The following is a 22,761-nucleotide window of genomic DNA, read 5'->3' on the forward strand; positions in this document are numbered from 1 at the left end:
ACTCAAGAACTACTATTTACTATGTTTAAATTTAATTTAAAAATAGCCTGGCGTAATATTCGCAAAAACAAAGTGTTTTCTGCTATAAATATTATTGGTTTGGCAGTTAGCCTGGCCTGTTGCTTTGTTATTGGTATTTATGTGTGGACAGAAACTCATTACGACAGCTTTCACACTAACCTAAACAGTATTTACCGTATTACCAATAAACAAAACCAGGCGGGTAAATTATATGATGTTGCCGTAACACCTGGTCCACTGGCACCAGCAGTAAAAAAAGATTTTCCGGAGGTAGAACAAACGGTTCGTTTTGGCAATTGGAGCGGTTTATTAAAAAACGGTAATAAAATTTACGAAGAAAAGAAAATACAACTTACTGAACATGCTTTTTTTAGTATGTTTAGTTTTCCTTTATTAAAAGGTAATCCGGCAAAAGCATTACTTTCTCCCGACGAAATTGTAATTACAGAAAATACCGCAGAAAAATATTTTGGAAAAAACTGGAGCACCGATACTTCTTTACTTGGCCAGGTATTTACTTTAAACGGACAAAATAGTTTTAAACTTAGCGGCGTTGTAGCTAATCCACCTCAAAATTCAAGTATTCAATTTGACGTACTGCTACCTGTTGAATTTTTATTTAAGACAGACGAATGGGCAAATAATTGGGGAGGTAACAACTACCATACTTATTTGCAATTAAAACCGGGAACTAATATCGCAGCATTTGAAAAAAAGATAGCTAAAGAATTAAAAGTGTATAAGCCCGATACTGATGATCAGCTGCAATTACAACCATTAACGAAACAATACCTCTACTCAAAATTTGCTTTTTTTACCGATTGGGGTAAAAGAAGTGATATCAGGTATGTGAAAATTTTTTCTGGTGTTGGACTATTACTTTTACTCATTGCCTGTGTAAATTTTGTAAATCTTTCCACTGCACGTTCTTTAAAAAGAGCAATGGAAGTAGGCGTAAGAAAAGTAAATGGAGCGTCACGTAAACAGCTTGTAGTACAGTTTTTAAGTGAATCAGTTTTAATAGCGCTTTTATCTGGCTTTGCAGCTGTTGTAATTTTAAAACTCACCCAGCCACTTTTACAACAAATAACCGGAACTGGTATCGCATTTGATTTTAATAATGGTTTATTCCTTTCCTTTCTTTTATTATTTGTTATTAGTATTGGTTTAATAGCAGGTTTATATCCGGCATTTATTTTATCTGCATTTAATCCAGTAAAAATTTTAAAAGGCAAAACCAATTCGCAGTCGGGCAGCGGCTTTAGAAAAGCCCTTGTAATAACTCAGTTTGCCATTTGTGTAACACTGATGATTTGTACATTTTTTATGTATCGCCAGTTACAGTTTATACAACAAAAAGATCTTGGTTTTAATACAACGCAAATTATCAGGTTACGTTTAGGCAACCAACTAAAGCAAAAAGTGGCATTGTTAAAGCATGATCTGGATAATGAAACGGCTATTGCAGGCACAGCACCGGCTACAATGTCGCTTGTAAATGTTGATAATTCCACAAACCTGGAATGGGAAGGTATGCATAAGAATGAAGAATTTTTAATTACCCAGGCCAACGTTGATCCTGATTTTATTCCAACGCTTGGTATGCAATTAATAAAAGGTGAAAACTTTAAATGGCAAAATGAAAAAGATACCATTAATAATTTTATTGTTAATGAAACAGCTGTAAAATTAATGGGTACCGGTATTGATAAGATTATTGGTAAAAAGGTTAAATTTTATGGCGCAACAGGAACGATTGTTGGTGTGGTAAAAGATTTTAATTTTAAACCGCTCAGTTCAAATGTTGAACCATTTATCTTTCGCTATCAGCCGTGGAGCCCTTATTTTAATTTGTTTATAAAAACCGTACCCGGTAAAACAACAGCAGCTATTGATCAACTTACAAAATTGTACAAAAAATACGAACCCGAAACACCACTGGAGTTTACCTTTTTAAATGAATCTATTAACCAGATATACCAGGATGACAAGCGGACTGCAGCTGTTATATTTCTATTTGCCTGCTTAACTGTTTTTGTAGGCTGCCTCGGTTTATTTGGGTTAACAGTGTTTGCAACCGAACAAAGAATTAAAGAAATTGGTATCAGAAAAGTATTGGGCGCAGGTATATTATCAGTTACACAATTATTATCAAAAGATTTTTTGAAGCTGGTGTTAGCAGCTGTTGTAATTGCATTACCTGTGGCATGGTATATTATTACTCAATGGTTGCAAAACTATGCCTACCGCATTCATCTGGATTGGTGGGTGTTTGCTACGGTAGGTATAGCAGTGCTCGGGATTGCTTTTATAACAATCAGCTTTCAAACTATTAGGGCAGCATTGAGTAATCCTGTAAAAAGTTTGCGAACAGAATAAAATAAACGATATGTTTAAAAATTATTTAAAAGTTGCTTTACGGAGTATCTTGAAAAACAAGGTTACCGGATTTATAAATATTTTTGGCTTGTCCGTGGGGATGACAGCTTCAGTTTTTATTTTTTTATGGGTGCAAAATGAAAGTAATTTTGATAACTACCATCCTGAAAGAGATAATATTTACAGGGTTACAAATGCTATTGCAATAGATAAAAACGAAAAATGGACATGGGAGGCTTCGCCTATGCTATTGGCAGATGCTGCAAAAAAAGAAATCCCGGGAGTAGAAAAATCGGCAAGAATAATACCTAACTTCTGGGGAGCACCTGTATTAAATATCGATCATAAATTGTTTGCAGAAAAAACCAGCGCCTGGGTTGATAAAAGCTGGTTTAGTATTTTTCATTATGATTTTATTGCAGGAAGTCCTGCTGCTTTTGGAAGCGATCCTTTCAGTATTATTTTAACTGAGTCAAAAGCAAAAAAATATTTTGGTGATGTAAATCCTGTAGGACAAACTGTTTTGGTGGATACCGTGAATTATAAAGTACAGGCCGTTATAAAAGACAACCCGGTAAATTCAAGTTTTCAGTTTGATATTTTATTGCAGATGGATGGCAGGTTAGCTAACCCTAATGTGTATAAAAATGATTTAACCTGGAATAATTTCAACTACATAACTTTTTTACAACTTAAGCCAGCTACAAATACTGCTCTTGTAGCTACATCACTTAATGCAATTATTGATAAACACAGAACTAATGATAATGACAGCGTATCATTACAATCACTAAAGGGAATGTATTTTGAAAGCGACCTGCAATCTTCTGATTTTCCTCATGGTAATAAAAAGATAACTTTTATTTTTACCTTGCTTGGCTTACTGTTATTGGTTATTGCTTGTATCAATTATGTAAATCTTACTACTGCAAAAGCCAGCCTTAGGGCTAAGGAAGTAAGTATGCGAAAAATATTAGGTGCTCAAAGGCAGGGCCTGTTTTTTCAATTTATAATAGAATCACTTACTATAAGCATTATAGCATTGATCATTACAATTGTGCTAATTAAATTATGTCTGCCGGTCTTTAATGTTATTACCGAAATCAATTTTACATTGCCATTGTCTTCTCTGGCAATGTGGAAAGTTTTAGGGGGTACATTAATTTTAGCAAGTGTATTAAATGGGTTATATCCTGCCGCATTACTATCTTCTTTTAAACCATTAAGCGTATTTAGAGGTGTTAGTATTTTAAAATTAAACGATGGGATAATAAGAAAGGGGTTGGTAATATTTCAATTTTCATTATCAGTAGTATTGATAATGGCAACAATTGTTATTTACCGGCAATTACATTTTATTCAGTCTTCCAACCCAGGGTATAATGTTTCGCAGGTAATGGCGGTGCAAATTCCATATAAAGCCTTTTATGCAGCCCGGGGAGAGGCAAGAAAATCTTTATTACTGAGTATGAAACAGGAGCTGCAATCACAAAGCAGTATAACAGCTGTAAGTATGGGTGGGTCAGAGATAATAGATGTTACAGGCGCAAGCTCGGGAAGTGCAGATTGGGATGGACATGATACCACTTTTAATCCTACGGTTGCCCGTCTTTCTGTTGACGCTGAATTTGAAAAAATGTTTGATCTGAAATTACAAACTGGTCGCTGGTTTAAGCCTGGTAAGGAAGATGAACACAATTATATTTTAAATGAAACTGCAGCAACTGTATTTAACATTAACAAGCCGGTATTGGGCCAGCGTTTTACAATGGGTGGCGATACCGGTAAAATTATTGCAGTAGTTAAAGATTTTCATTATAAGAATATGCATGAAAAGATTGGCCCTTTGGTAATCTCTAATAATTCCGGAAGTGACAGCTATATTTTTATTAAAACAAGTCCGGGTAATATATCCAAAGCGGTTAGTGCTATGTCGGGTATCTGGACAAAATATATTGCCGACCAACCTTTCAGCTATACTTTTTTAGATGATAGTTTTGCCCGGTTGTATAAAGCTGATATTAAAACTTCCCAACTCATTTTTATTTTTTCTTTGATAGCTGTAATCATTTGTGCATTGGGCTTATTTGGGCTGGCTGCATTTACTGCTGAACGCCGTATCAAAGAAATTGGTATTCGAAAAGTTTTAGGTGCTTCTGTGCAACAAATTACTGCACTGTTGTCAAAGGATTTTGTTGTGCTCGTTGCAATTGCAATTATAATTGCTTCACCTATTGCATGGTGGGTAATGAATAAGTGGTTGCAGGATTTTGCTTACCGAATTAATATCAGTTGGTGGATTTTTGGAATGGCTGGTGGAATTGCTATTATTATCGCATTGGTAACAGTGAGTTACCAGGCCATTAAAGCTGCTATTGCTAACCCGGTAAAAAGTTTACGAACAGAATAAAAGTACAGACATGATAAAAAATTATTTTAAAGTAGCCTGGAGAAATCTCTTTAAAAGTAAAAGCTCATCCTTCATCAATATTGCCGGTTTGGCAATTGGTATGGCTGTTGCCATGCTCATCGGTTTCTGGATCTATGATGAATTATCCTTTAATCATTACCATAAAAATTATAAACAGATTGCCCGGGTAATGCAAAAGCAAACCGCCAATGGCAACATATACACACAAAGGGCGCTGCCATTTCCATTAGGGGAAGAATTAAAAGCGAAACACGGCAGCGATTTTAAATACATTGTAATGTCTTCCTGGCAAGGTGGGCATATTCTTAGTATAGGAGAACAAAGAGTATCGCAGGAAGGTGCTTATATGGATGTGGATGCGGCAAAATTACTCGACCTTAAAATACTGAAAGGAACCAATGAAGGATTGAAGGATATGAACTCAGTTTTATTATCTGCGGCTGCAGCAAAAGCAATTTTTGGAAATGCAGAACCTATCAACCAGGTAATTAAAATTGATAACCGGCAGGATGTAAAAGTTACCGGTATTTATGAAGACCTGCCTTATAATGATGAATTCAGGGATTTAAAATTTATTGCACCCTGGCAATTATATGTTACATCAGAACCCTGGATAAAAAATTCTATGAATGAATGGGGCAACAACTCTTTTCAAACCTTTGTACAGATTGCAGACAATGCAGATTTTACCAGTGTAAATAAACGTATCATCAATACCAAATTAGATAGAGTACCTGCTGAAGATAAAAAATATAATTCCCTGATATTCCTGCACCCGATGGAAGACTGGCATTTAAGGGATCATTGGGAAAACGGCGTGAATACGGGTGGGCTTATCGACTATGTATGGCTGTTCTTAATGATCGGCGTTTTTGTATTACTACTCGCCTGTATCAATTTTATGAATTTAAGTACAGCACGTTCTGAAAAAAGAGCCAAGGAAGTAGGTATACGCAAAGCCATCGGCTCGGTACGTGGACAACTGATCGGGCAATTTTTTATTGAATCATTACTGGTAGTAGCCTTTGCATTTTTATTTTCTTTGATAATAGTGCAATTGATATTACCATGGTTTAATGATATGGCCAATAAAAAAATGTCGGTGCTATGGCTCAACCCGTTGTTCTGGTTATTCGGTATTGGGTTTGCATTATTTACGGGCATCATTGCAGGTAGTTATCCTGCCTTATACCTCTCCTCTTTTAAACCGGTAAAAGTATTGAAAGGTACTTTTAAAGCCGGCCGCTTTGCAGCCATACCACGTAAGGTGTTGGTGGTACTGCAGTTCACCGTTTCCGTTACTTTGATCATCGGAACAATAATTGTGTACCGGCAGATACAATTTTCTAAAGACAGGCCGGTGGGTTACGATAGAAATGCATTGATGATGATAGAGATGAAAACACCGGAGTTTGAAAATAAACTGGATATACTCCGTAAAGAACTAACCGACAATAGTGCTATTACCGAAATTGCAGAATCATCAAGCCCGGTTACAGGAGTATGGTCTAACAACGGTGGTATCAGCTGGCCCGGAAAAGATCCTAATCAGGATGCAGACTTCGCCACCATCTGGGTATCGCATGATTTTGGAAAAACGGTGGGTTGGCAATTTATACAGGGAAGAGATCTTTCAAAAGATTTTGCTACAGACTCTGCTTCGCTGGTAGTTAATGAAGCGGCAGTAAAATTTATGAATATTAAAAACCCCGTGGGTACCATGGTTAAATGGGGTGATAATGAACATGCCAGAAATTATACCATTGTAGGTGTAATTAAAGATATGTTGATGGAATCGCCTTACGAACCGGTGAAACAGGCATTTTATTTATTAGGTAAAAACCCCAACTGGTTAAATCTTAAATTGAATCCCAACAAAAGTGCTGCTGAATCAATTAAAAAAATTGAAGCAGCATTTAAAAAATATGTGCCCAGTGCACCATTCGATTACAAATTTGCAAATGATGAATATGCTAAAAAGTTTTCTGATGAAGAACGTATTGGAAAACTGGCAGGCTTCTTTACTATGCTGGCTGTTTTGATCAGTTGCTTAGGGTTGTTTGGCTTAGCCTCTTTTGTAGCAGCGCAACGCACCAAAGAAATTGGTGTAAGAAAAGTGTTGGGTGCTTCGGTAATTAATGTATGGCAGCTGCTGTCAAAAGATTTTGTATGGCTGGTATTGATATCCTGCGTTGTTGCAGGGCCACTGGCCTGGTATTTTTTACATAGCTGGCTACAAAAATATACCTATCGTACTGCTATATCATGGTGGGTATTTGCAGCCGCCTTTAGCGGCGCTTTGATCATTACTTTATTAACGGTAAGTTTTCAAAGTGTGAAAGCAGCATTAATGAATCCAACTAAAAGTTTAAGAAGCGAATAAAACTAATTATCATGCTTAAAAATTATTTCATCATTGCACTAAGAAATTTCAGGAAGAATAAAATTTTTTCCCTGATCAATATTTCGGGCCTTGCTATTGGCATCAGTGCCGCATTGGTTATTTACCTGCTGGTACAATTTGAATTTAGTTTTGATGCTTTCAGAAAAGATAGTAACCGCATTTACCGTGTGGTTACAGATATCACTTTTCCCGGCGATGTAAAGTTTAAAAATTCAGGCGTACCCATGCCCATGCCCAAAGCGGTACGTTCCGATCTTACAGGAATAGAAACAGTTACTCATTTTGTGACTGCCAGCGAAACAAAAGTTGTGGTACCGGTTGCCGGCAGTGCATCACCTGCTGAATTTAAAAAGCAAACTGAAATAGTTTATGCAGATGAATTTTATTTTTCTATGCTGGAGTATGATTGGCTGGCGGGCAGTAAACAAACCGCATTAAAAGACCCCTTCCAGGTAGTGCTTACAGAAGAAAGAGCCAAAGCATATTTTGGTAATCTTGCTCCCAATGATATTATTGGCAGAACAATTACTTACGACGATAGTATTAAAACCACGGTTTCCGGTATCATCAAAGATCCTGTTGAAAAAGCAACTGATTTTCGTTTTAAAGAATTTATTTCCTTAGCAACTGTATTTACAACCGGGCTTAAAGATCATTTTGGTGGTGATGAATGGGGTAGCATTAATTCTGTATCGCAATTGTTTGTTAAATTAAAACCAGGTATAAAACCCGAACAGGTAAATGCACAGTTTGTAACACTGAGAGAAAAATACAGGAAGAAAGAAAGTGGTGATAAAGATGATACTAAAAATCATTTACAATCATTAGCTGATATACATTTTAATGCAGACTATGAGGCAGGAGCCAGGCAGGCACATAAACCTACCCTGTATGGCTTGCTTGCTGTTGCCATATTTTTATTACTGATCGGTTGTATTAATTTTATTAACCTCACTACAGCACAGGCAGCACAAAGGGCAAAAGAAATTGGTATCAGAAAAACTTTAGGCAGTGGTAAAAAAGAACTCATCTTTCAATTCTTAACAGAAACATTTTTTCTTACTGTAGTTGCAGCAGTTCTTTCAATTGTAATTACACCATGGTTGTTGAAAGTATTCAGTGATTTTTTACCACCCGAAATAAATTTTTCATCCATTAACCAGTTACATGTATGGGTATTTCTTATCGGGCTTGTTGTAGTGATGACTTTATGTTCCGGATTTTATCCTGCAATGGTACTGACGAAATTTAAACCGGTAGCAGTTTTAAAAAATCAATTGACTGCTACTACTGCACAAAGCAGGAAAGCCTGGTTTAGAAAATCGCTTACCGTAACACAATTTGTAATTGCACAATTTTTAGTAATTGCAACATTAGTAGTAAGCAAGCAAATTAATTTTTCGCTGAATAAAGACCTTGGGTATAAAAAAGATGCGATCGTCAATTTCAACACAAGATGGAATTTTTTCTCTGGTAAAGAAGATAACCGCCGTTTTGTATTGCTGGAAAAATTAAAAGCGATACCCGGCATAGAAAAAGTAAGTCTTGGCAGTGCAGCACCAGCTCACGGTGGCGCTTCTTCTACCACGTTAAAGGTTAACAACGGTAAAAAAGATATTGAGATGATGGTGGAAGTGGTACAGGCCGATCCGGATTATTTTGATATTTATAAAATGAAACTGAAGGCAGGAAAATTTCCCGAACAAAGTGATACGATAAAAGAATACCTGATCAATGAAAGCTATGCAAAAGAACTGGGCTTTACCAACGTGGGTGACGCCGTAGGTAAATTTGTTGAAAGAAGAAATGCCAGGATTCCTATTGTAGGTGTATTGGCAGATTTTAATACCAAATCCACACACTCGGGTATTGGCCCTTTGGCATACTCCAGCAACAGGAAGAGCAGTTACAGTATTCACGTGGCATTAAAACCACAGGATGCTGCACCGGGCTTATGGAAAACCACTTTGGAAAAAATGGAGAAAGAATATAAACAACTCTATCCCGAAGATGATTTTGAGTTCGAATTTTTTGATGCTTCAATTGCCGCATTTTATAAAAAAGAGCAGGACATTTCAAGGTTGCTCAACTGGTCTTCGGGGCTTTGTATTTTTATCAGTTGCCTGGGTTTATTAGGATTGGTGATCTATACTACCAATACAAGAACAAAAGAAATCGGTGTAAGAAAAGTATTGGGTGCTTCGGTATTACAGATCGTTTCATTATTGTCAAGAGATCTGTTATCATTAGTGTTGATAGCATTTGTAATTGCAGCACCATTGGCATGGATAGCAATGCATAAATGGCTGCAGGATTTTGTATACCGTACCAATATCAGCTGGTGGGTGTTTGCAGCATGTGGCACCGGTATGTTATTGATTGCAGTAGTACTGTTAGCCATACGCACAATAAAAGCTGCGTTGGCAAATCCTGTAAAAAGTTTGCGGACAGAATAAAAATACCGGTATGATAAAAAATTATTTCAAAACAGCGTGGAGAAACCTGGTTAAACACAAATTGTTCTCATTTATAAATATTGCCGGCCTTGGCCTGGCGATACCTTTTGCATTACTGTGTTTAATACAGGTGGTGGCTGTATTTGAAACAGATAATTTTCATCCACATCCCGAAAGAACTTACAGAATCATTACAGATACGAAAGCTGCTAACGGCTCTTTTGTAAAATCTGCAGCTTCACCATTGGCGCTGGCAGATGATATCAAAACAAATTATCCCTTTGTAGAAAAAGCTACAGCTGTGGTAAGACAATATGGATGGGAGCTTACCAACAGGATAAAAAGCATTAACGTAAACAGCATTTATGTGGAGCCTGCCTTCTTCGACATATTTGCTTTTCCGCTGGAGAAAGGTGCATTTTCCAACATGCCTAATACGCTGGTGATAACACATGAAATGGCAACCATATTTTTTGGTACTGCAGATGCAGTGGGTAAAACATTATCGCATCATGACTACGGCGATTTTATTATTACCGGAGTATTAAAACCTTATAAACGCAATACACATTTCCGCAGCGACGTAATGGTGTCGATGGAAACTTATAAGCACTTTGCAAAAGAAAATATAAATAAAGACCTTACGGCATACACTTATCTTTTACTAAAACCAAATGCAGGAGAAAAAACCCTGGATGCTGCTTTATTAGCTGTTGCTGCAAAAACAAACAATACACTTAAAACAGGTGAAGCAACACTTCATTTTCGCAGGCAGGCGTTGGAAAAAATATCACCCGATTTTGAAGACCTGCAAGACAATGCTTATGTAGAAGACTACCAGGATGTGGCAGTGAATCTGTTAATGGCTGTAGCAATTATTTTAATGGCAGGATTTAATTATACCAACCTTACATTGGCCCGTTCATTAAGCAGGGCAAAAGAAGTGGGTATCCGTAAAGTAACAGGAGCGCTGCGTTACCAGCTGGTGATACAATTTATTTGTGAGGCGGTTCTTATTGCAATGCTTTCACTGGCGGCGGGTTTCGTTATTTTAAAAATCATGCAGCAGTACATACACATGCAATGGTTAACATGGGAGGTGGATAATAATATTCTTTTGTGGACGGTATTTATATTGTTCACCCTGCTTACAGGAACTATTGCAGGCGCTATACCGGCAAGAATACTTTCTGCTTTTAAACCGGCAAAAGTTTTAAAAGGCAGTATAAGCCCTGCTTCGTTTGGTAAAACCGGGTTCAGGAAGAGCCTGGTAGTGGTACAGTTTGTTGCCACCTGCTGCTATGTTTTTTTTATCGGCAGTTTTTACAGCCAGTTTCAGTACATGGCAACCGACAATAAAAATTTTAACAGGAAAAATATTTATAACATCTCCGTAAATGAAGGATACCGCTTATTGCAAAATGATATGGCATTGAATAAAGATGTGGAACGTGTGGGTTTAGTATCAACACCATTTGGCGGCACCAGCGCTGTATGCCATATTAAAAAAGATGGTACAGGTCAAAACAGCTCTGCCAGCTATTATGCAGCCAATGCCGATTTTATCAGTAATATGCAATTACAATTTGTGGCAGGTAAAAATTTACCACAAAGCAATAGCGATTCTGCCGGCAATTTTGTGGTACTGAATGAACAGGCACTTTATGCATTAGGGCTTGGTACAGCACAGGAAGCAATAGGCAAATCAATTGTTTTGAATGATGATAAAACAGCTATTGTACAAGGGGTGGTTAAAAATTTCTGCTATTACATTTACCAGTTCAACACACAGCCCCTGGTAATGCAGTACAACCCGGCACAGTTTCATGTGCTTAGTATCAAAACAAAAAAGCAAGTACCGGCCGCTGATTTTAAAGCCTCACTGGAGCCGGTATGGAAAAAATATTATCCCCATGAAGCTTTTGCTTTTACTGACTATGAAAAAGATATGTACAACAGGTATTACCCCGGCGCAGACATGCAGTTTTTAGGAATGGTGAGTTTTGTAATATTTGTAATTGCAATACTTGGATTGATTGGAATGGTTACCTACAGCACAGAAAAAAGAATAAAGGAAATCGGGATACGTAAAGTGATGGGGGCTTCAGTAAATGCTATTATTAAAGAACTGTCCGGCGGTTTTGTAAAACTGATTGCCATTGCTGCTGCCATATGTATTCCTGTAGGTTATGGTATAGCATGGTTTTCCAATAACATGTTTGCCTTTAATAACGGCATTAATATAAAACTGATGCTGCTATTATTTTTCCTGGTGTTCATTATTGCTTTATTAACAATTATTATTAATACCGGAAAAGCGGCGATGGTTAACCCGGTAAAAAGTCTGCGAACAGAATAAAAATAAGGGTATGATAAAAAATTATTTTAAACTGGCCTGGCGTAACCTTAGAAAGAATAAAAGTTTTTCTTTCATTAATATCGTGGGCCTTTCTGTGGGTATTGCTTTTGTAATGCTTATTGGTGCGTATATCTACAGCGAAATAAATGTGAATGCGGATATTAAAAATAGCGACCGCATTTACATGGTGCAGAGCAAATGGAAAGATCCGAATATGGGTTACGACTTTGCAACACTGGCACCATTGGCAAAAGCATTGAAAGAAAATTATCCCGGCATAGTCGATAATTATTATCATCATGATGGTATTACTTCTATTGTTTCAAAAGGCGATAAAAAATTCAGTGAAGGTTTGCAGGTAGGGGATACCAGTATGCTGGACATGTTTGGTTTTCCTTTATTGTACGGCGACGCAAAAACTGCTTTGAATAAACCTGATGCGGTAGCAATTACTGCTGCAATAGCAAAAAAATATTTTGGTAAAACAGATGTATTAGGACAAACCTTAACCATTCAATCATTCTCTGGCAGCAAGCAGGATTTTGAAATTACCGCTGTGCTAAAAGATCCACCGATGAATACGATTACCAATTGGGGTAATGGTATCAACAAAGGAGAAAATCAATTTTTTTTACCAGCCAGCAGCCTGCGCTTTTTTGGAAGAGATGCCGGCTTTGAAGCATGGCAGAATGCCTTTATCATCAGTTATGTTGAATTGAAAAAAGGAGCAACGGTAGCCAGTCTTCAGCAACCGGTAAAGCAATTAATGCAATTAAATGTAGCACCGGACGTACAAAAAAACCTGGAAATATTTTTTACACCGGTAAAAGACTATTACCTCAAATCAAATAATGGCATTGCGTACCGGCTCATTTTTACATTAGGTTTTGTGGCGGCATTTATTTTACTGATGGCAGTCATCAATTTTGTAAACATATCAGTGGGTAGTTCTGTTTCAAGATTAAAAGAAATTGGTGTAAGAAAAGTGATGGGCAGCTCCAGGGTGCAGCTGATCATACAATTTCTTTCCGAATCAGTTTTACTGGTGGCTTTTGCTGTTGCAGCAGCATTGGTGCTTTATATTATTGCAAGGCCTTACTTCAGTGATATGTTGGGTAAACAATTACCACTGCTCAATTCTTTTTCCTGGTACTTTGTTTTTATACCGTTGGCAATTATTGCAGTAGTAGGTGTATTAGCGGGCATCTATCCGGCATTCTTATTATCAAAGCAACGCTCTGTTGAATCGCTAAAAGGAAAACTGGAAACGGTAAAAGAAAAAATTGCTTTCCGGTATTCATTGATCGGGTTACAATTCATTACTGCAATTGTTGTTTTTGTTGCAGCCATCACAATCAACAAACAGGTAGGTTATTTTTTCAGTAAAGACCTCGGGTATACAAAAGACCAGGTAATCACAGCAAAAGTACCACGAGACTGGACGCCGAAAGGAGTACAACATATGGCTACTATCAGAAATGAATTTGCCACATTACCTGAAGTGGAAGCAGCCTCTTTCTCTTTCGAAATTCCTGATGGCGCCAGCTCAAGTATGAACAATACTTTATACAAAGCCACACAGGATTCTTCACAAGGCATTATTGCAGAATCATTATTTACGGATGAAAAATATATTGCCACTTACAAAATACCTGTTGCAGCCGGAAAGTTTTTTAATGCTGACGGAGGTACACCGGACTCAACGTCTGTTGTGATCAACGAAAGTGCAGTTAAAGGTTTAGGTTGGAAAGAAGCCACTGCTGCAATTGGCCAGCAAATAAAATTCCAGGGCAACCCCGGCACATTTACTGTAGGTGGTGTGGTAAAAGATTTTCACTTTGGCCCATTGCAGGAAGCGATACGCCCTATGTATTTTATTCATGTTTCCAATGCGCCGCTGTTCAGGTATATGTCTTTTAAAATAAAACCAGGCAATACCGGCGCAGCTATTGCAGCTATACAAAAAAAATGGTCAGTGCTATTGCCCGATGCACCTTTTGCCTATACTTTTATGGATGATACATTAGCCCGGTTATACAGCATGGAAGTACAGATGAAAAAAGCAGCCACGGCGGCAACTGTTATTGCATTGCTGATAGTGTTACTGGGTGTGCTGGGTATTGTAACACAAAGCATCAGTAAAAGAACAAAGGAAGTAGGTATAAGAAAAGTATTGGGTGCTTCTGTGGTACAGGTGATTCTTTTATTTGCAAAAGAATTTTCTATTATCATTATTGTTGCCAATATTATTGCATGGCCAGTTGCATATTTTGCTTTGCGTAACTGGTTAAATAATTATGCTTATCGGATCGATCTTACCTTCTTTCCATTTATCATGGTGGGTTTGGTACTGTTGTTATTGGTAGCATTACTAATTGCTGTAAAAACAATCAGAACAGCTTTAATGAATCCTGTAAAAAGTCTCCGTACAGAATAAAATAAAAACAAAAAACTATGTTATTAAATCTTAAGAAAATTTTTAAATGGGTTAACGTTGGCGGTGCCAGGGTATTTTTATTAAAAGATATTAACCTTGAAGTGAAGGAAGGAGAATTTATCTCTATCATGGGGCCATCAGGCTCAGGCAAATCAACTTTACTGAATGTAATTGGTATGCTGGATGGATTTGATGAAGGTGAATATGATTTTTTGCACGAAGGTGTACACAAGCTGAAAGAAAAGCAACGGGCACAATTGTACAAACAATATATCGGCTTTGTATTTCAGCAGTATCATTTAATTGATGAATTAACCGTGTATGAAAATATTGAAACACCATTAATTTACCAGGACTTAAAATCATCTGAAAGAAAAGCCATGGTGGCCGACATGCTCGATCGTTTTAATATTGTGGGTAAGAAGGATCTTTTTCCTACACAATTATCAGGCGGGCAACAGCAACTGGTGGGCATTGCCAGGGCATTAATTGCAAAGCCCAAATTATTACTGGCGGATGAACCTACCGGTAACCTCAACTCCAAACAGGGCGAAGAGATCATGGAATTATTCAAGCAACTCAACAGCGAAGGCGTTACAATAATACAAGTAACTCACTCCGAAAAAAATGCTACTTACGGTTCCAGAATTATAAATCTTTTAGACGGCAGAATGGAAAACGAACAAACTACATAAATAAAAAATACAATTAAGAACAGTGACCATAAAAATTACAAACATGCGAACCAGATTATTAAGTGCGGCCCTTTTATTTTTTTCTATAAGCGTTACGGCACAAAGCAACAGGATGACTTTACAACAATGCATTGATACAGCATTGAAAAACAATATACAGGTAAAGCAAAGCGGTCTGCAGGCAGATGCAGCTGGTGTAAACCTTAAACAGGCAAAGTATAACCTGTTGCCCGATTTAAACGGTGGCTTTGGTTATGGCTTAAACCAGGGCCGCAACGTAGATCCGCTGACGAATAATTATATCAATCAGCAATTAAGTTCATCTAATGTTAGCCTGAGCAGTGGCATTGTATTGTTTAATGGTATGCGTTTGCAAAACCTGATCAAACAAAACAGTTACACACAGGGCGCTACTCAAATGGACCTGCAACAATCAAAAGATAATCTTACTTTAAATGTGATACTGAATTACCTGCAGGTATTAAGTAATGAAGATGTATTGGAAATCAGTAAAGCACAGGCAGCAGTAACTAAAAAGCAAGTAGAGCGGATGGAGATATTGGTAAAAGAAGGTGCATCTGCTAATTACCTGCTGGCCGATCTTAAAGGGCAACTGGCCAACGAACAGATTGCTATTATCAATGGAGGCAATGCATTGCAACAGGCAAAATTAAGTTTGTGCCAGTTGATGAATAAAGAATACAACAGCGAACTGCAGTTAGAAAAAGCAGATGCCAACCTGCAGGCAACAGCGTATGCTAATAATCCAGGGGAAGTGTACCAGTCTTCTTTACAAAACTTTGCGTTGATAAAAGCCAACAACTTAAAAGTAAAAAGTGCCGAGAAGGCGATCGGTGTTTCAAGAGCAGGTTTTTTTCCAAGAATTACATTGAATGGTAATTTAGGTAGTAATTACTCCAGCCTTGCTCAATCGTTAACAGCAACCAATGTTACTGAAGTACAAACCGGAAGTTATGTGGTGATAGCAGGAAACCAAAACCCGGTATTAAAGCAACAGCAGAATTATTCTTCTTATAAAACCGGATACGGCAAACAGCTGAATAATAACCTGGGAACCTATGTGGGTGTTAGTATGCAAATCCCTTTGTTCAATGCTTTTCAAACTAAAAACAATGTGAAGCTGGCCAATATCAATTATAAAAATACGCAGCTGGAATCGGACAATGCAAAATTGCAATTGAGGCAAAATATTGAACAGGCACATTTAAATATGACAGCTTCTTACGAAAAATATAAAGTGTTGACAGAACAGGTATTAAACTTTGAAGAATCTTTCCGTGCGGCTGAAGTAAGATTTAACAATGGCGTAATTAATTCTTCTGAATATTTGATCAGTAAAAATAATTTAGACCGTACAAAGATCAGCCTTGCGCAGGCTAAATACGAATACAATTTCCGCACAAGAGTATTGGATTATTATAAAGGAAGTAAATAAGTAATACTATAGCATGCTTGACAATTTTTGAATTGATAAGCTAACTAAAAGCAAAGCAAAATACGGCGCTTAAGTACACCAGCACTGCATATAAATCAGTCAGGCAACTGATATTAGTCACTTTTTTAAAAGGCAACACGTTTTAATTTGTGCCTTATAAATTCAACTAATTATCAGTTTATGGAAAGTACTATTGAGCAAAGCAAACCAACCGGTGTTGCTGCAAAAAAAACTTCCTCCGTTGCTATTATAGATGGTAACGAAGCAGCAGTGCATATAGCTTACAAAACCAGTGAAGTATGTGCTATCTATCCTATTACACCATCTTCGGCCATGGGTGAATTTGCCGATGAATGGAGTAGTGATAACAAAGAAAATATTTTTGGGGAAGTACCCAAGATAATAGAAATGCAAAGCGAAGCAGGAGCGGCCGGCGCAATACACGGTGCACTGCAGGGTGGCGCATTGGCTTCAACGTTTACTTGCTCCCAGGGATTATTATTAATGATCCCCAACATGTACAAAATTGCCGGTGAACTAACACCTACCGTATTTCACATTGCCGCCAGGGCCCTTGCTACTCATGCGTTGTCTATCTTTGGCGATCATAGTGATGTAATGGCGGTGCGGTCCACCGGCTTTGCCATGTTGTTTGGCAACAGTCCGCAGGAAGCGCATGACATGGCCATGATTGCTACCGCAGCCACGCTCAACTCCAGTATTCCTTTCCTTAATATTTTTGATGGCTTCCGCACTTCTCACGAATTAAATGAAGTGAACATCATACCGGATGATATCATCAAACAAATGATCAGTACAGAAGCGGTTGCCCGGCACCGTAACCGTGCTTTAAATCCCGAAAATCCTTTTATCCGTGGTACTGCACAAAATCCTGATGTATATTTCCAGAGCCGTGAGGCCTGTAATGAATACCATTGGAAAGTGCCCGGTATTGTAGAAGCTACGATGCAGCAATTTGAACAACTTACCGGCCGTGCCTATAAATTATTTGAATACTATGGCCACCCCGAAGCAGAAAATGTTATTATCATGATGGGCTCTGGTTGCGGTGCAGTGGAAGAAACAGTAGATTACCTTAATAGTAAAGATGAAAAAACAGGCTACCTCAAAGTACATTTGTACAGGCCATTCTCTGTAAAACATTTTATCAATGCTTTACCCGAAACTGTAAAACACATTGCAGTACTGGACCGTTGTAAAGATACCGGCGCTATTGGCGAACCTTTATATGCCGATGTGATCAGCGCTATACATGCTGGTTGGGAATATGCCACACCCAAAATTATTGGCGGCCGTTACGGTTTAGCTTCTAAAGAATTTACTCCCGCAATGGTGATGGCTATATTTGAAGAACTGGGTAAAGCCAAACCTAAAAACGGATTTACTGTAGGTATTGAAGATGATGTAACACATACCAGTTTATCATACGATAAAACATTCTCCCTGGAAGACCAGCATTTATTCCGTGGTTTATTCTTTGGGCTTGGTGCCGATGGTACAGTGAGTGCTAATAAAAATACGATCAAAATTATCGGAGATGTAACCGATGAACATGTGCAGGGATACTTTGTATATGATTCCAAAAAATCCGGTTCACTGACTGTTTCTCATTTACGTTTCAGTCATAAACCAATTCAATCCACTTATCTTATTAACTCAGCCAACTTTGTTGCCTGCCATCATTTTAATTATTTAGAAAAATATGATATTTTAAAAGATGCACAACATGGCGCTACATTTTTATTGAACGCTCCTTTTGCTAATGAAGATGTATGGAACAACTTACCTAAAACAATACAGGAAAAGATCATCGAAAAAGAATTGAAACTCTATGTGATCAATGCCTCTAAAGTAGCAAAAGAAACCGGCATGGGCTCACGTATCAATTCTATTTTACAAACCTGCTTTTTTGCAATATCCAATGTAATACCAAGAGAAGAAGCGATCAGCTATATTAAAAAAGCCATCCGTAAATCCTATGGAAGAAAAGGCGAAGCTGTGGTGCAGAAGAATTTTGATGCCGTAGATAAAACACTCGAAAACTTATCGCTGATTGATTACACACAATTTGCTGTAGGCAACAAAGAAACAGTGCCCGCCATTTCGGGCAATGCACCGGATTTTGTACAACAGGTGCTGGCCAAAATTATTGCAGGTGAGGGTGATGAATTACCTGTAAGCGCTTTTCCAGCCGATGGTACCTATCCGTCTGCAACTACCCGTTACGAAAAAAGAAACATTGCCGACCAGGTTCCGGTTTGGGATCCATCGCTTTGTTCTCAATGCGGTAAATGTTTCTTTGTTTGTCCGCATGCAGCCATCAGGCCAAAAGTGTACAATAACGACTTATTAGTTGATGCACCCGATTTCTTTAAACACACGGCACCTATTGGTAAAGAGTTTTTTAAAGAAACAGAATCTTACACTTTGCAGGTGGCAGTAGAAGATTGCACCGGTTGTAATTTGTGTGTGGAAGTTTGTCCTATTGAAAGTAAAACCGAACCGGGCCACAAAGCCATCAACATGCAGGAAGTACTGCCATTAAAAGAAACTGAAAAACAAAACTGGGATTTCTTTATTGGTTTGCCTGATATTGACAGAACAAGAATTAACCGCAGTACCGTAAAAGGCAGCCAGTTACTGGAACCCCTGTTCGAATTTTCAGGCGCCTGCAGTGGTTGCGGAGAAACACCGTATTTAAAATTGCTCACTCAACTATTTGGTGATAGAATGATTGTTGCTAATGCGACAGGTTGCTCCAGTATTTTTGGTGGTAACCTGCCTACCACACCATGGAGCAAAAATGCACAGGGCCTTGGTCCGGCATGGGCTAACTCTTTATTTGAAGATAATGCAGAGTTTGGTTTAGGTATCAAACTGGCTACTGATATGAAACGTAAATATGCGTTGTCATTATTAAAATCTTTACGTGAAGAAGTGGGAGGAGAATTGACCGATGCTATTTTAAATACTGTAGAATCAGATGAAGCTGCTATTATTCAGCAACGTAAAAATGTAAATGCATTAAAAGAACAGTTAAGAAATATCAATAAACCCGAAGCCGGATTACTATACCAGGTAGCTGAATTTTTAGAACAAAAATCGATGTGGATCGTAGGTGGTGATGGCTGGGCTTATGATATCGGTTTCAGCGGATTGGATCATGTATTATCAACCGGGGAAAATGTAAACATACTGGTATTGGATACCGAAGTGTATTCCAATACCGGCGGACAAAAATCCAAATCGTCTCCGATAGGTGCCAGCGCTAAATTTTCTATCAAAGGAAAAACCACGGGTAAAAAAGACCTGGCGATGCAGGCCATTGCACACGGCACCGCATTTGTGGCAGAAATAGCCATGGGCGCTAACGATGTGCATGCATTGAAAACCATCCTGGAAGCAGAAGCTTATCCCGGACCATCAATCATCATTGCGTACAGCCATTGCATTGCACACGGCTACGATATGTGCCATGGTTTAGATCAGCAGGAGTTGGCGGTGAAAACCGGTTACTGGCCACTGTTCCGTTTTAACCCCATGAAAGAACAAGGCAAACGTTTTGTACTGGATAGTAAAGATCCATCGGTAGCATTAGATGAATTTATGTACCACGAAAACCGTTTTGCTACTATTAAAAACAATGATCCTGAAAGGGCCACCGAATTTTTAGCCCAGGCAAACGAAGGCATAAAACAACGTTGGGAAAGAATACAAGCACTTAAAGCACTATAGTATTTTTTGATTGCTAACCCGGAAAGGGAATCTTGTAAAAGGTTCCCTTTTTTTATTTAGCTTTAAAAGCGGAAACGGAAAAAATTACAATCCTTTTATGACTAAGTACCTTATAATTTTAGTAATGTTTTTTTCTATAAGCCATACAAATGGCCAGGTAAAAAAAGTAAAGTTTGAGATCCTGCATTTAAAAAAGGAAATTAAAAAACGAGAGGATACCTATATAACACTAAAAGTTACCAATCTGTCAGATCAAAAACTTTTAGTTCCAACCGTAATCCATTATAATATTTTCAAGGAAAACAGGTCATTAGACTTTGGATATGAAGTCTGTAAAAATATTGGTGATTCGTGCCTGATTAATGATTCATGCTATACACTTTCACAGACTTTGTATCCTGGTGAGGGTCCGAAGTTAAAAAAGTATAAAAAAAATTCATCTTTTTATCATGTCGCCACTTTACCACTTGATTGTTTTTCAGAAAAAGGAAATTACAGGATCCGGTTTACTTATTTTCCTAAAAACAAGAGCTATATAAAAGTGCAAACGCAGTGGTACGATTTAAAAATACTTTGGCTTTGGTGGGATGATAAATAGGCCCCACTAGTTGTTAGTTATTCAAAATATTTACCTCCCAATAATCTGAAAAAACAACTGCTTATAAGTATCCGAAACAGGGATCACCATTTTTTGAATATGGATACGGTCCTTTTCCACCGCATCAATTTTATCAATGGCCACCATATAAGATTTATGCACCCGGCAAATAATGGCAGGCGGAATTTCCTTTTCTAATTCACCAAAAGTTTGCAGGGTCATTATTTTCTTTTGCAGGGTATGTATCCTGCGGTAATCCCTCATGCCTTCTATAAATAAGATGTCGGCAAAAAATATTTTTTCCAGGCGGCTTTCTGTTTTTATGAAAACAAAATTTTTAGCTGATGGTAATTCAGTGTTCGTAATAGACAGTTGTACTTTATCTACCGCTTGTAAAAAACGTTCAAAGCTAAAAGGCTTTAGTAGGTAATCGGTAACATTAAGGTCGTAACCCTTTAATGCAAAATCGGGATAAGCCGTAGTGATGATCACATTGCTTTTAATACGGATGGACTCCAGCAATTGTATACCGGACATTTCACCCAGGTTAATATCCAAAAAAATAATACCCGGTGTGTTGGATTGTAAAAAACTAAAAGCATCCAACGCATTATCAAATGTAGCCGCCAGATGCAATGCCGGCACTTTTTTTATATAACTCACTGTACGCTCTAAAGCCAGCGGTTCATCTTCCACCACAATACAATTAATTTTCATTGGCGCTGATGGTTAACTGTACTTTAAAAATATTGTTGTTATTGGTTACCACAAGATCATGCTGACCCGGGTATAATAAATTCAAACGTCTTTGTATCAACTCATTTCCCACACCTCCGCTATCATCTGTATGCATCGGGTTTTCACTGATATAATTTTCGCAATAAAAATGAAGTGTTTTAGCCGTGACTATTATTTTAATGATAATGCCATGCCCCGTTTTTTTATTACTGGAATGTTTAAAAGCATTTTCAATAAAAGGAATAAACAACATGGGCGCAATTGTCCATTTACTGTAATCGCCTTCAATGGAATATTGTATAAAATTTACATTGGCTGTTCGTATTTTTTGCAGGTCGATATACTTTTCAATATAGGTTACTTCTTTTTGCAACGGAATTTTTTCAGGCTTGGCTTCATACAACATAAACCGCATGATATCTGAAAGTTTATTCAGGTATACAGAAGCTTTGGCGGCATCTTTTTCTATCAGCACATCAATGTTGTTGATGGTATTAAATAAAAAATGCGGATTCAGTTGTGATTTTACCAATGCCAGTTCGGTATCAAAATTTTTTTGCTGTAATTCTTTCTTTATTTTAATATCACCATACCAGCTGATAAAACCTTTCATCACCAAAGCAATAATGCCATGCACCAGGCTTAAGATGCTCATGAACAACAATACAAAAAGCACCACTTTTATATCGGTGTTCACAACTATCTTTCCCTTAGTAATAATATTTAAACCAAGGATTCCCAAAAGGCCGCAGGCCAGGATAGTTACTACACCAGCTATGCAAAGTGCCAGGATCTTTTTTGTGGAAAGATATTTATCAAACAGAAAAGAATAAAAACTGTAAAAGCCTGCCACTGCCGGAATTATAGTCATGGCACTTAATAACCTGATAAAACCAAACATTTTTTCATGGCCCTGCGAAACTGTTTTTATACCACCGGCTTCTAAAAAAAGTACAAATAATATAAGTAACAGCAAGTACAAGATCCAGTAACCGGCATGTAAAAAAATAATGGCTGATCTCTTCATGAAC

The 22,761-nt window shown here is 37.7% G+C and carries 12 protein-coding genes; 10 read left to right on the plus strand and 2 right to left on the minus strand.

Annotated features, from left to right (window positions below; all coding sequences use genetic code 11):
• The first annotated feature begins 21 nt into the window (after positions 1 to 21).
• From ACQ334_RS20940 to ACQ334_RS20985, 10 genes are all read left to right on the plus strand, one after another.
• Positions 22 to 2,400: an ABC transporter permease gene (locus ACQ334_RS20940; protein ID WP_430990222.1), complete on the plus strand. Its 2,379-nt coding sequence runs from the start codon at positions 22 to 24 to the stop codon at positions 2,398 to 2,400.
• A 10-nt stretch (positions 2,401 to 2,410) separates the two neighbouring features.
• Positions 2,411 to 4,810, plus strand: coding sequence for an ABC transporter permease (locus ACQ334_RS20945; RefSeq protein ID WP_430990223.1), 2,400 nt, complete (start codon positions 2,411 to 2,413; stop codon positions 4,808 to 4,810).
• Positions 4,811 to 4,820: 10 nt separating this feature from the next.
• Positions 4,821 to 7,214 (plus strand): ABC transporter permease, encoded by a 2,394-nt coding sequence (locus ACQ334_RS20950; protein ID WP_430990224.1) that lies wholly within the window; start codon positions 4,821 to 4,823, stop codon positions 7,212 to 7,214.
• Between the two features lie 11 nt (positions 7,215 to 7,225).
• Complete coding sequence (locus ACQ334_RS20955; protein ID WP_430990225.1) at positions 7,226 to 9,691, plus strand: ABC transporter permease; 2,466 nt, start codon at positions 7,226 to 7,228, stop codon at positions 9,689 to 9,691.
• A gap of 10 nt (positions 9,692 to 9,701) precedes the next feature.
• Positions 9,702 to 12,050: an ABC transporter permease gene (locus tag ACQ334_RS20960; protein ID WP_430990226.1), complete on the plus strand. Its 2,349-nt coding sequence runs from the start codon at positions 9,702 to 9,704 to the stop codon at positions 12,048 to 12,050.
• 10 nt (positions 12,051 to 12,060) lie between these two features.
• Positions 12,061 to 14,487 (plus strand): ABC transporter permease, encoded by a 2,427-nt coding sequence (locus ACQ334_RS20965; RefSeq protein ID WP_430990227.1) that lies wholly within the window; start codon positions 12,061 to 12,063, stop codon positions 14,485 to 14,487.
• A gap of 17 nt (positions 14,488 to 14,504) precedes the next feature.
• Positions 14,505 to 15,182 carry an ABC transporter ATP-binding protein gene (locus ACQ334_RS20970; RefSeq protein ID WP_430990228.1) on the plus strand — a complete coding sequence of 226 codons (678 nt, stop codon included), beginning with the start codon at positions 14,505 to 14,507 and terminating at the stop codon, positions 15,180 to 15,182.
• Between the two features lie 43 nt (positions 15,183 to 15,225).
• Complete coding sequence (locus tag ACQ334_RS20975) at positions 15,226 to 16,638, plus strand: TolC family protein (protein WP_430990229.1); 1,413 nt, start codon at positions 15,226 to 15,228, stop codon at positions 16,636 to 16,638.
• Positions 16,639 to 16,818: 180 nt separating this feature from the next.
• Positions 16,819 to 20,394, plus strand: a complete 3,576-nt coding sequence (gene nifJ / locus ACQ334_RS20980; protein ID WP_430990230.1) for a pyruvate:ferredoxin (flavodoxin) oxidoreductase — start codon at positions 16,819 to 16,821, stop codon at positions 20,392 to 20,394.
• 97 nt (positions 20,395 to 20,491) lie between these two features.
• The gene (locus tag ACQ334_RS20985) at positions 20,492 to 20,992 is read left to right on the plus strand and encodes a hypothetical protein (RefSeq protein ID WP_430990231.1); all 501 of its coding nucleotides are present in this window, start codon (positions 20,492 to 20,494) and stop codon (positions 20,990 to 20,992) included.
• Between the two features lie 30 nt (positions 20,993 to 21,022).
• Here the strand turns inward: ACQ334_RS20985 and ACQ334_RS20990 are convergent, their stop codons facing one another.
• Together ACQ334_RS20990 and ACQ334_RS20995 are read right to left on the minus strand one after the other, a co-directional pair.
• Positions 21,023 to 21,709, minus strand: a complete 687-nt coding sequence (locus ACQ334_RS20990) for a LytR/AlgR family response regulator transcription factor (RefSeq protein WP_430990232.1) — start codon at positions 21,707 to 21,709, stop codon at positions 21,023 to 21,025.
• Positions 21,699 to 22,757, minus strand: a complete 1,059-nt coding sequence (locus ACQ334_RS20995) for a sensor histidine kinase (protein ID WP_430990233.1) — start codon at positions 22,755 to 22,757, stop codon at positions 21,699 to 21,701. Before ACQ334_RS20995 ends, ACQ334_RS20990 begins: the two co-directional genes overlap by 11 nt.
• Positions 22,758 to 22,761: the final 4 nt, after the last annotated feature.

Source organism: Ferruginibacter sp. SUN106 (assembly GCF_050611765.1).
Lineage (GTDB): Bacteria > Bacteroidota > Bacteroidia > Chitinophagales > Chitinophagaceae > Ferruginibacter.

Excerpts from the sequence above, each read along its gene's own strand:
- ACQ334_RS20940 (WP_430990222.1), top strand. The coding sequence starts at position 22 with ATGTTTAAATTTAATTTAAAAATAGCCTGGCGTAATATTCGCAAAAAC.
- ACQ334_RS20945 (WP_430990223.1), top strand. The coding sequence starts at position 2,411 with ATGTTTAAAAATTATTTAAAAGTTGCTTTACGGAGTATCTTGAAAAAC.
- ACQ334_RS20950 (WP_430990224.1), top strand. The coding sequence starts at position 4,821 with ATGATAAAAAATTATTTTAAAGTAGCCTGGAGAAATCTCTTTAAAAGT.
- ACQ334_RS20955 (WP_430990225.1), top strand. The coding sequence starts at position 7,226 with ATGCTTAAAAATTATTTCATCATTGCACTAAGAAATTTCAGGAAGAAT.
- ACQ334_RS20960 (WP_430990226.1), top strand. The coding sequence starts at position 9,702 with ATGATAAAAAATTATTTCAAAACAGCGTGGAGAAACCTGGTTAAACAC.
- ACQ334_RS20965 (WP_430990227.1), top strand. The coding sequence starts at position 12,061 with ATGATAAAAAATTATTTTAAACTGGCCTGGCGTAACCTTAGAAAGAAT.
- ACQ334_RS20970 (WP_430990228.1), top strand. The coding sequence starts at position 14,505 with ATGTTATTAAATCTTAAGAAAATTTTTAAATGGGTTAACGTTGGCGGT.
- ACQ334_RS20975 (WP_430990229.1), top strand. The coding sequence starts at position 15,226 with ATGCGAACCAGATTATTAAGTGCGGCCCTTTTATTTTTTTCTATAAGC.
- nifJ (WP_430990230.1), top strand. The coding sequence starts at position 16,819 with ATGGAAAGTACTATTGAGCAAAGCAAACCAACCGGTGTTGCTGCAAAA.
- ACQ334_RS20985 (WP_430990231.1), top strand. The coding sequence starts at position 20,492 with ATGACTAAGTACCTTATAATTTTAGTAATGTTTTTTTCTATAAGCCAT.
- ACQ334_RS20990 (WP_430990232.1), bottom strand. The coding sequence starts at position 21,709 with ATGAAAATTAATTGTATTGTGGTGGAAGATGAACCGCTGGCTTTAGAG.
- ACQ334_RS20995 (WP_430990233.1), bottom strand. The coding sequence starts at position 22,757 with ATGAAGAGATCAGCCATTATTTTTTTACATGCCGGTTACTGGATCTTG.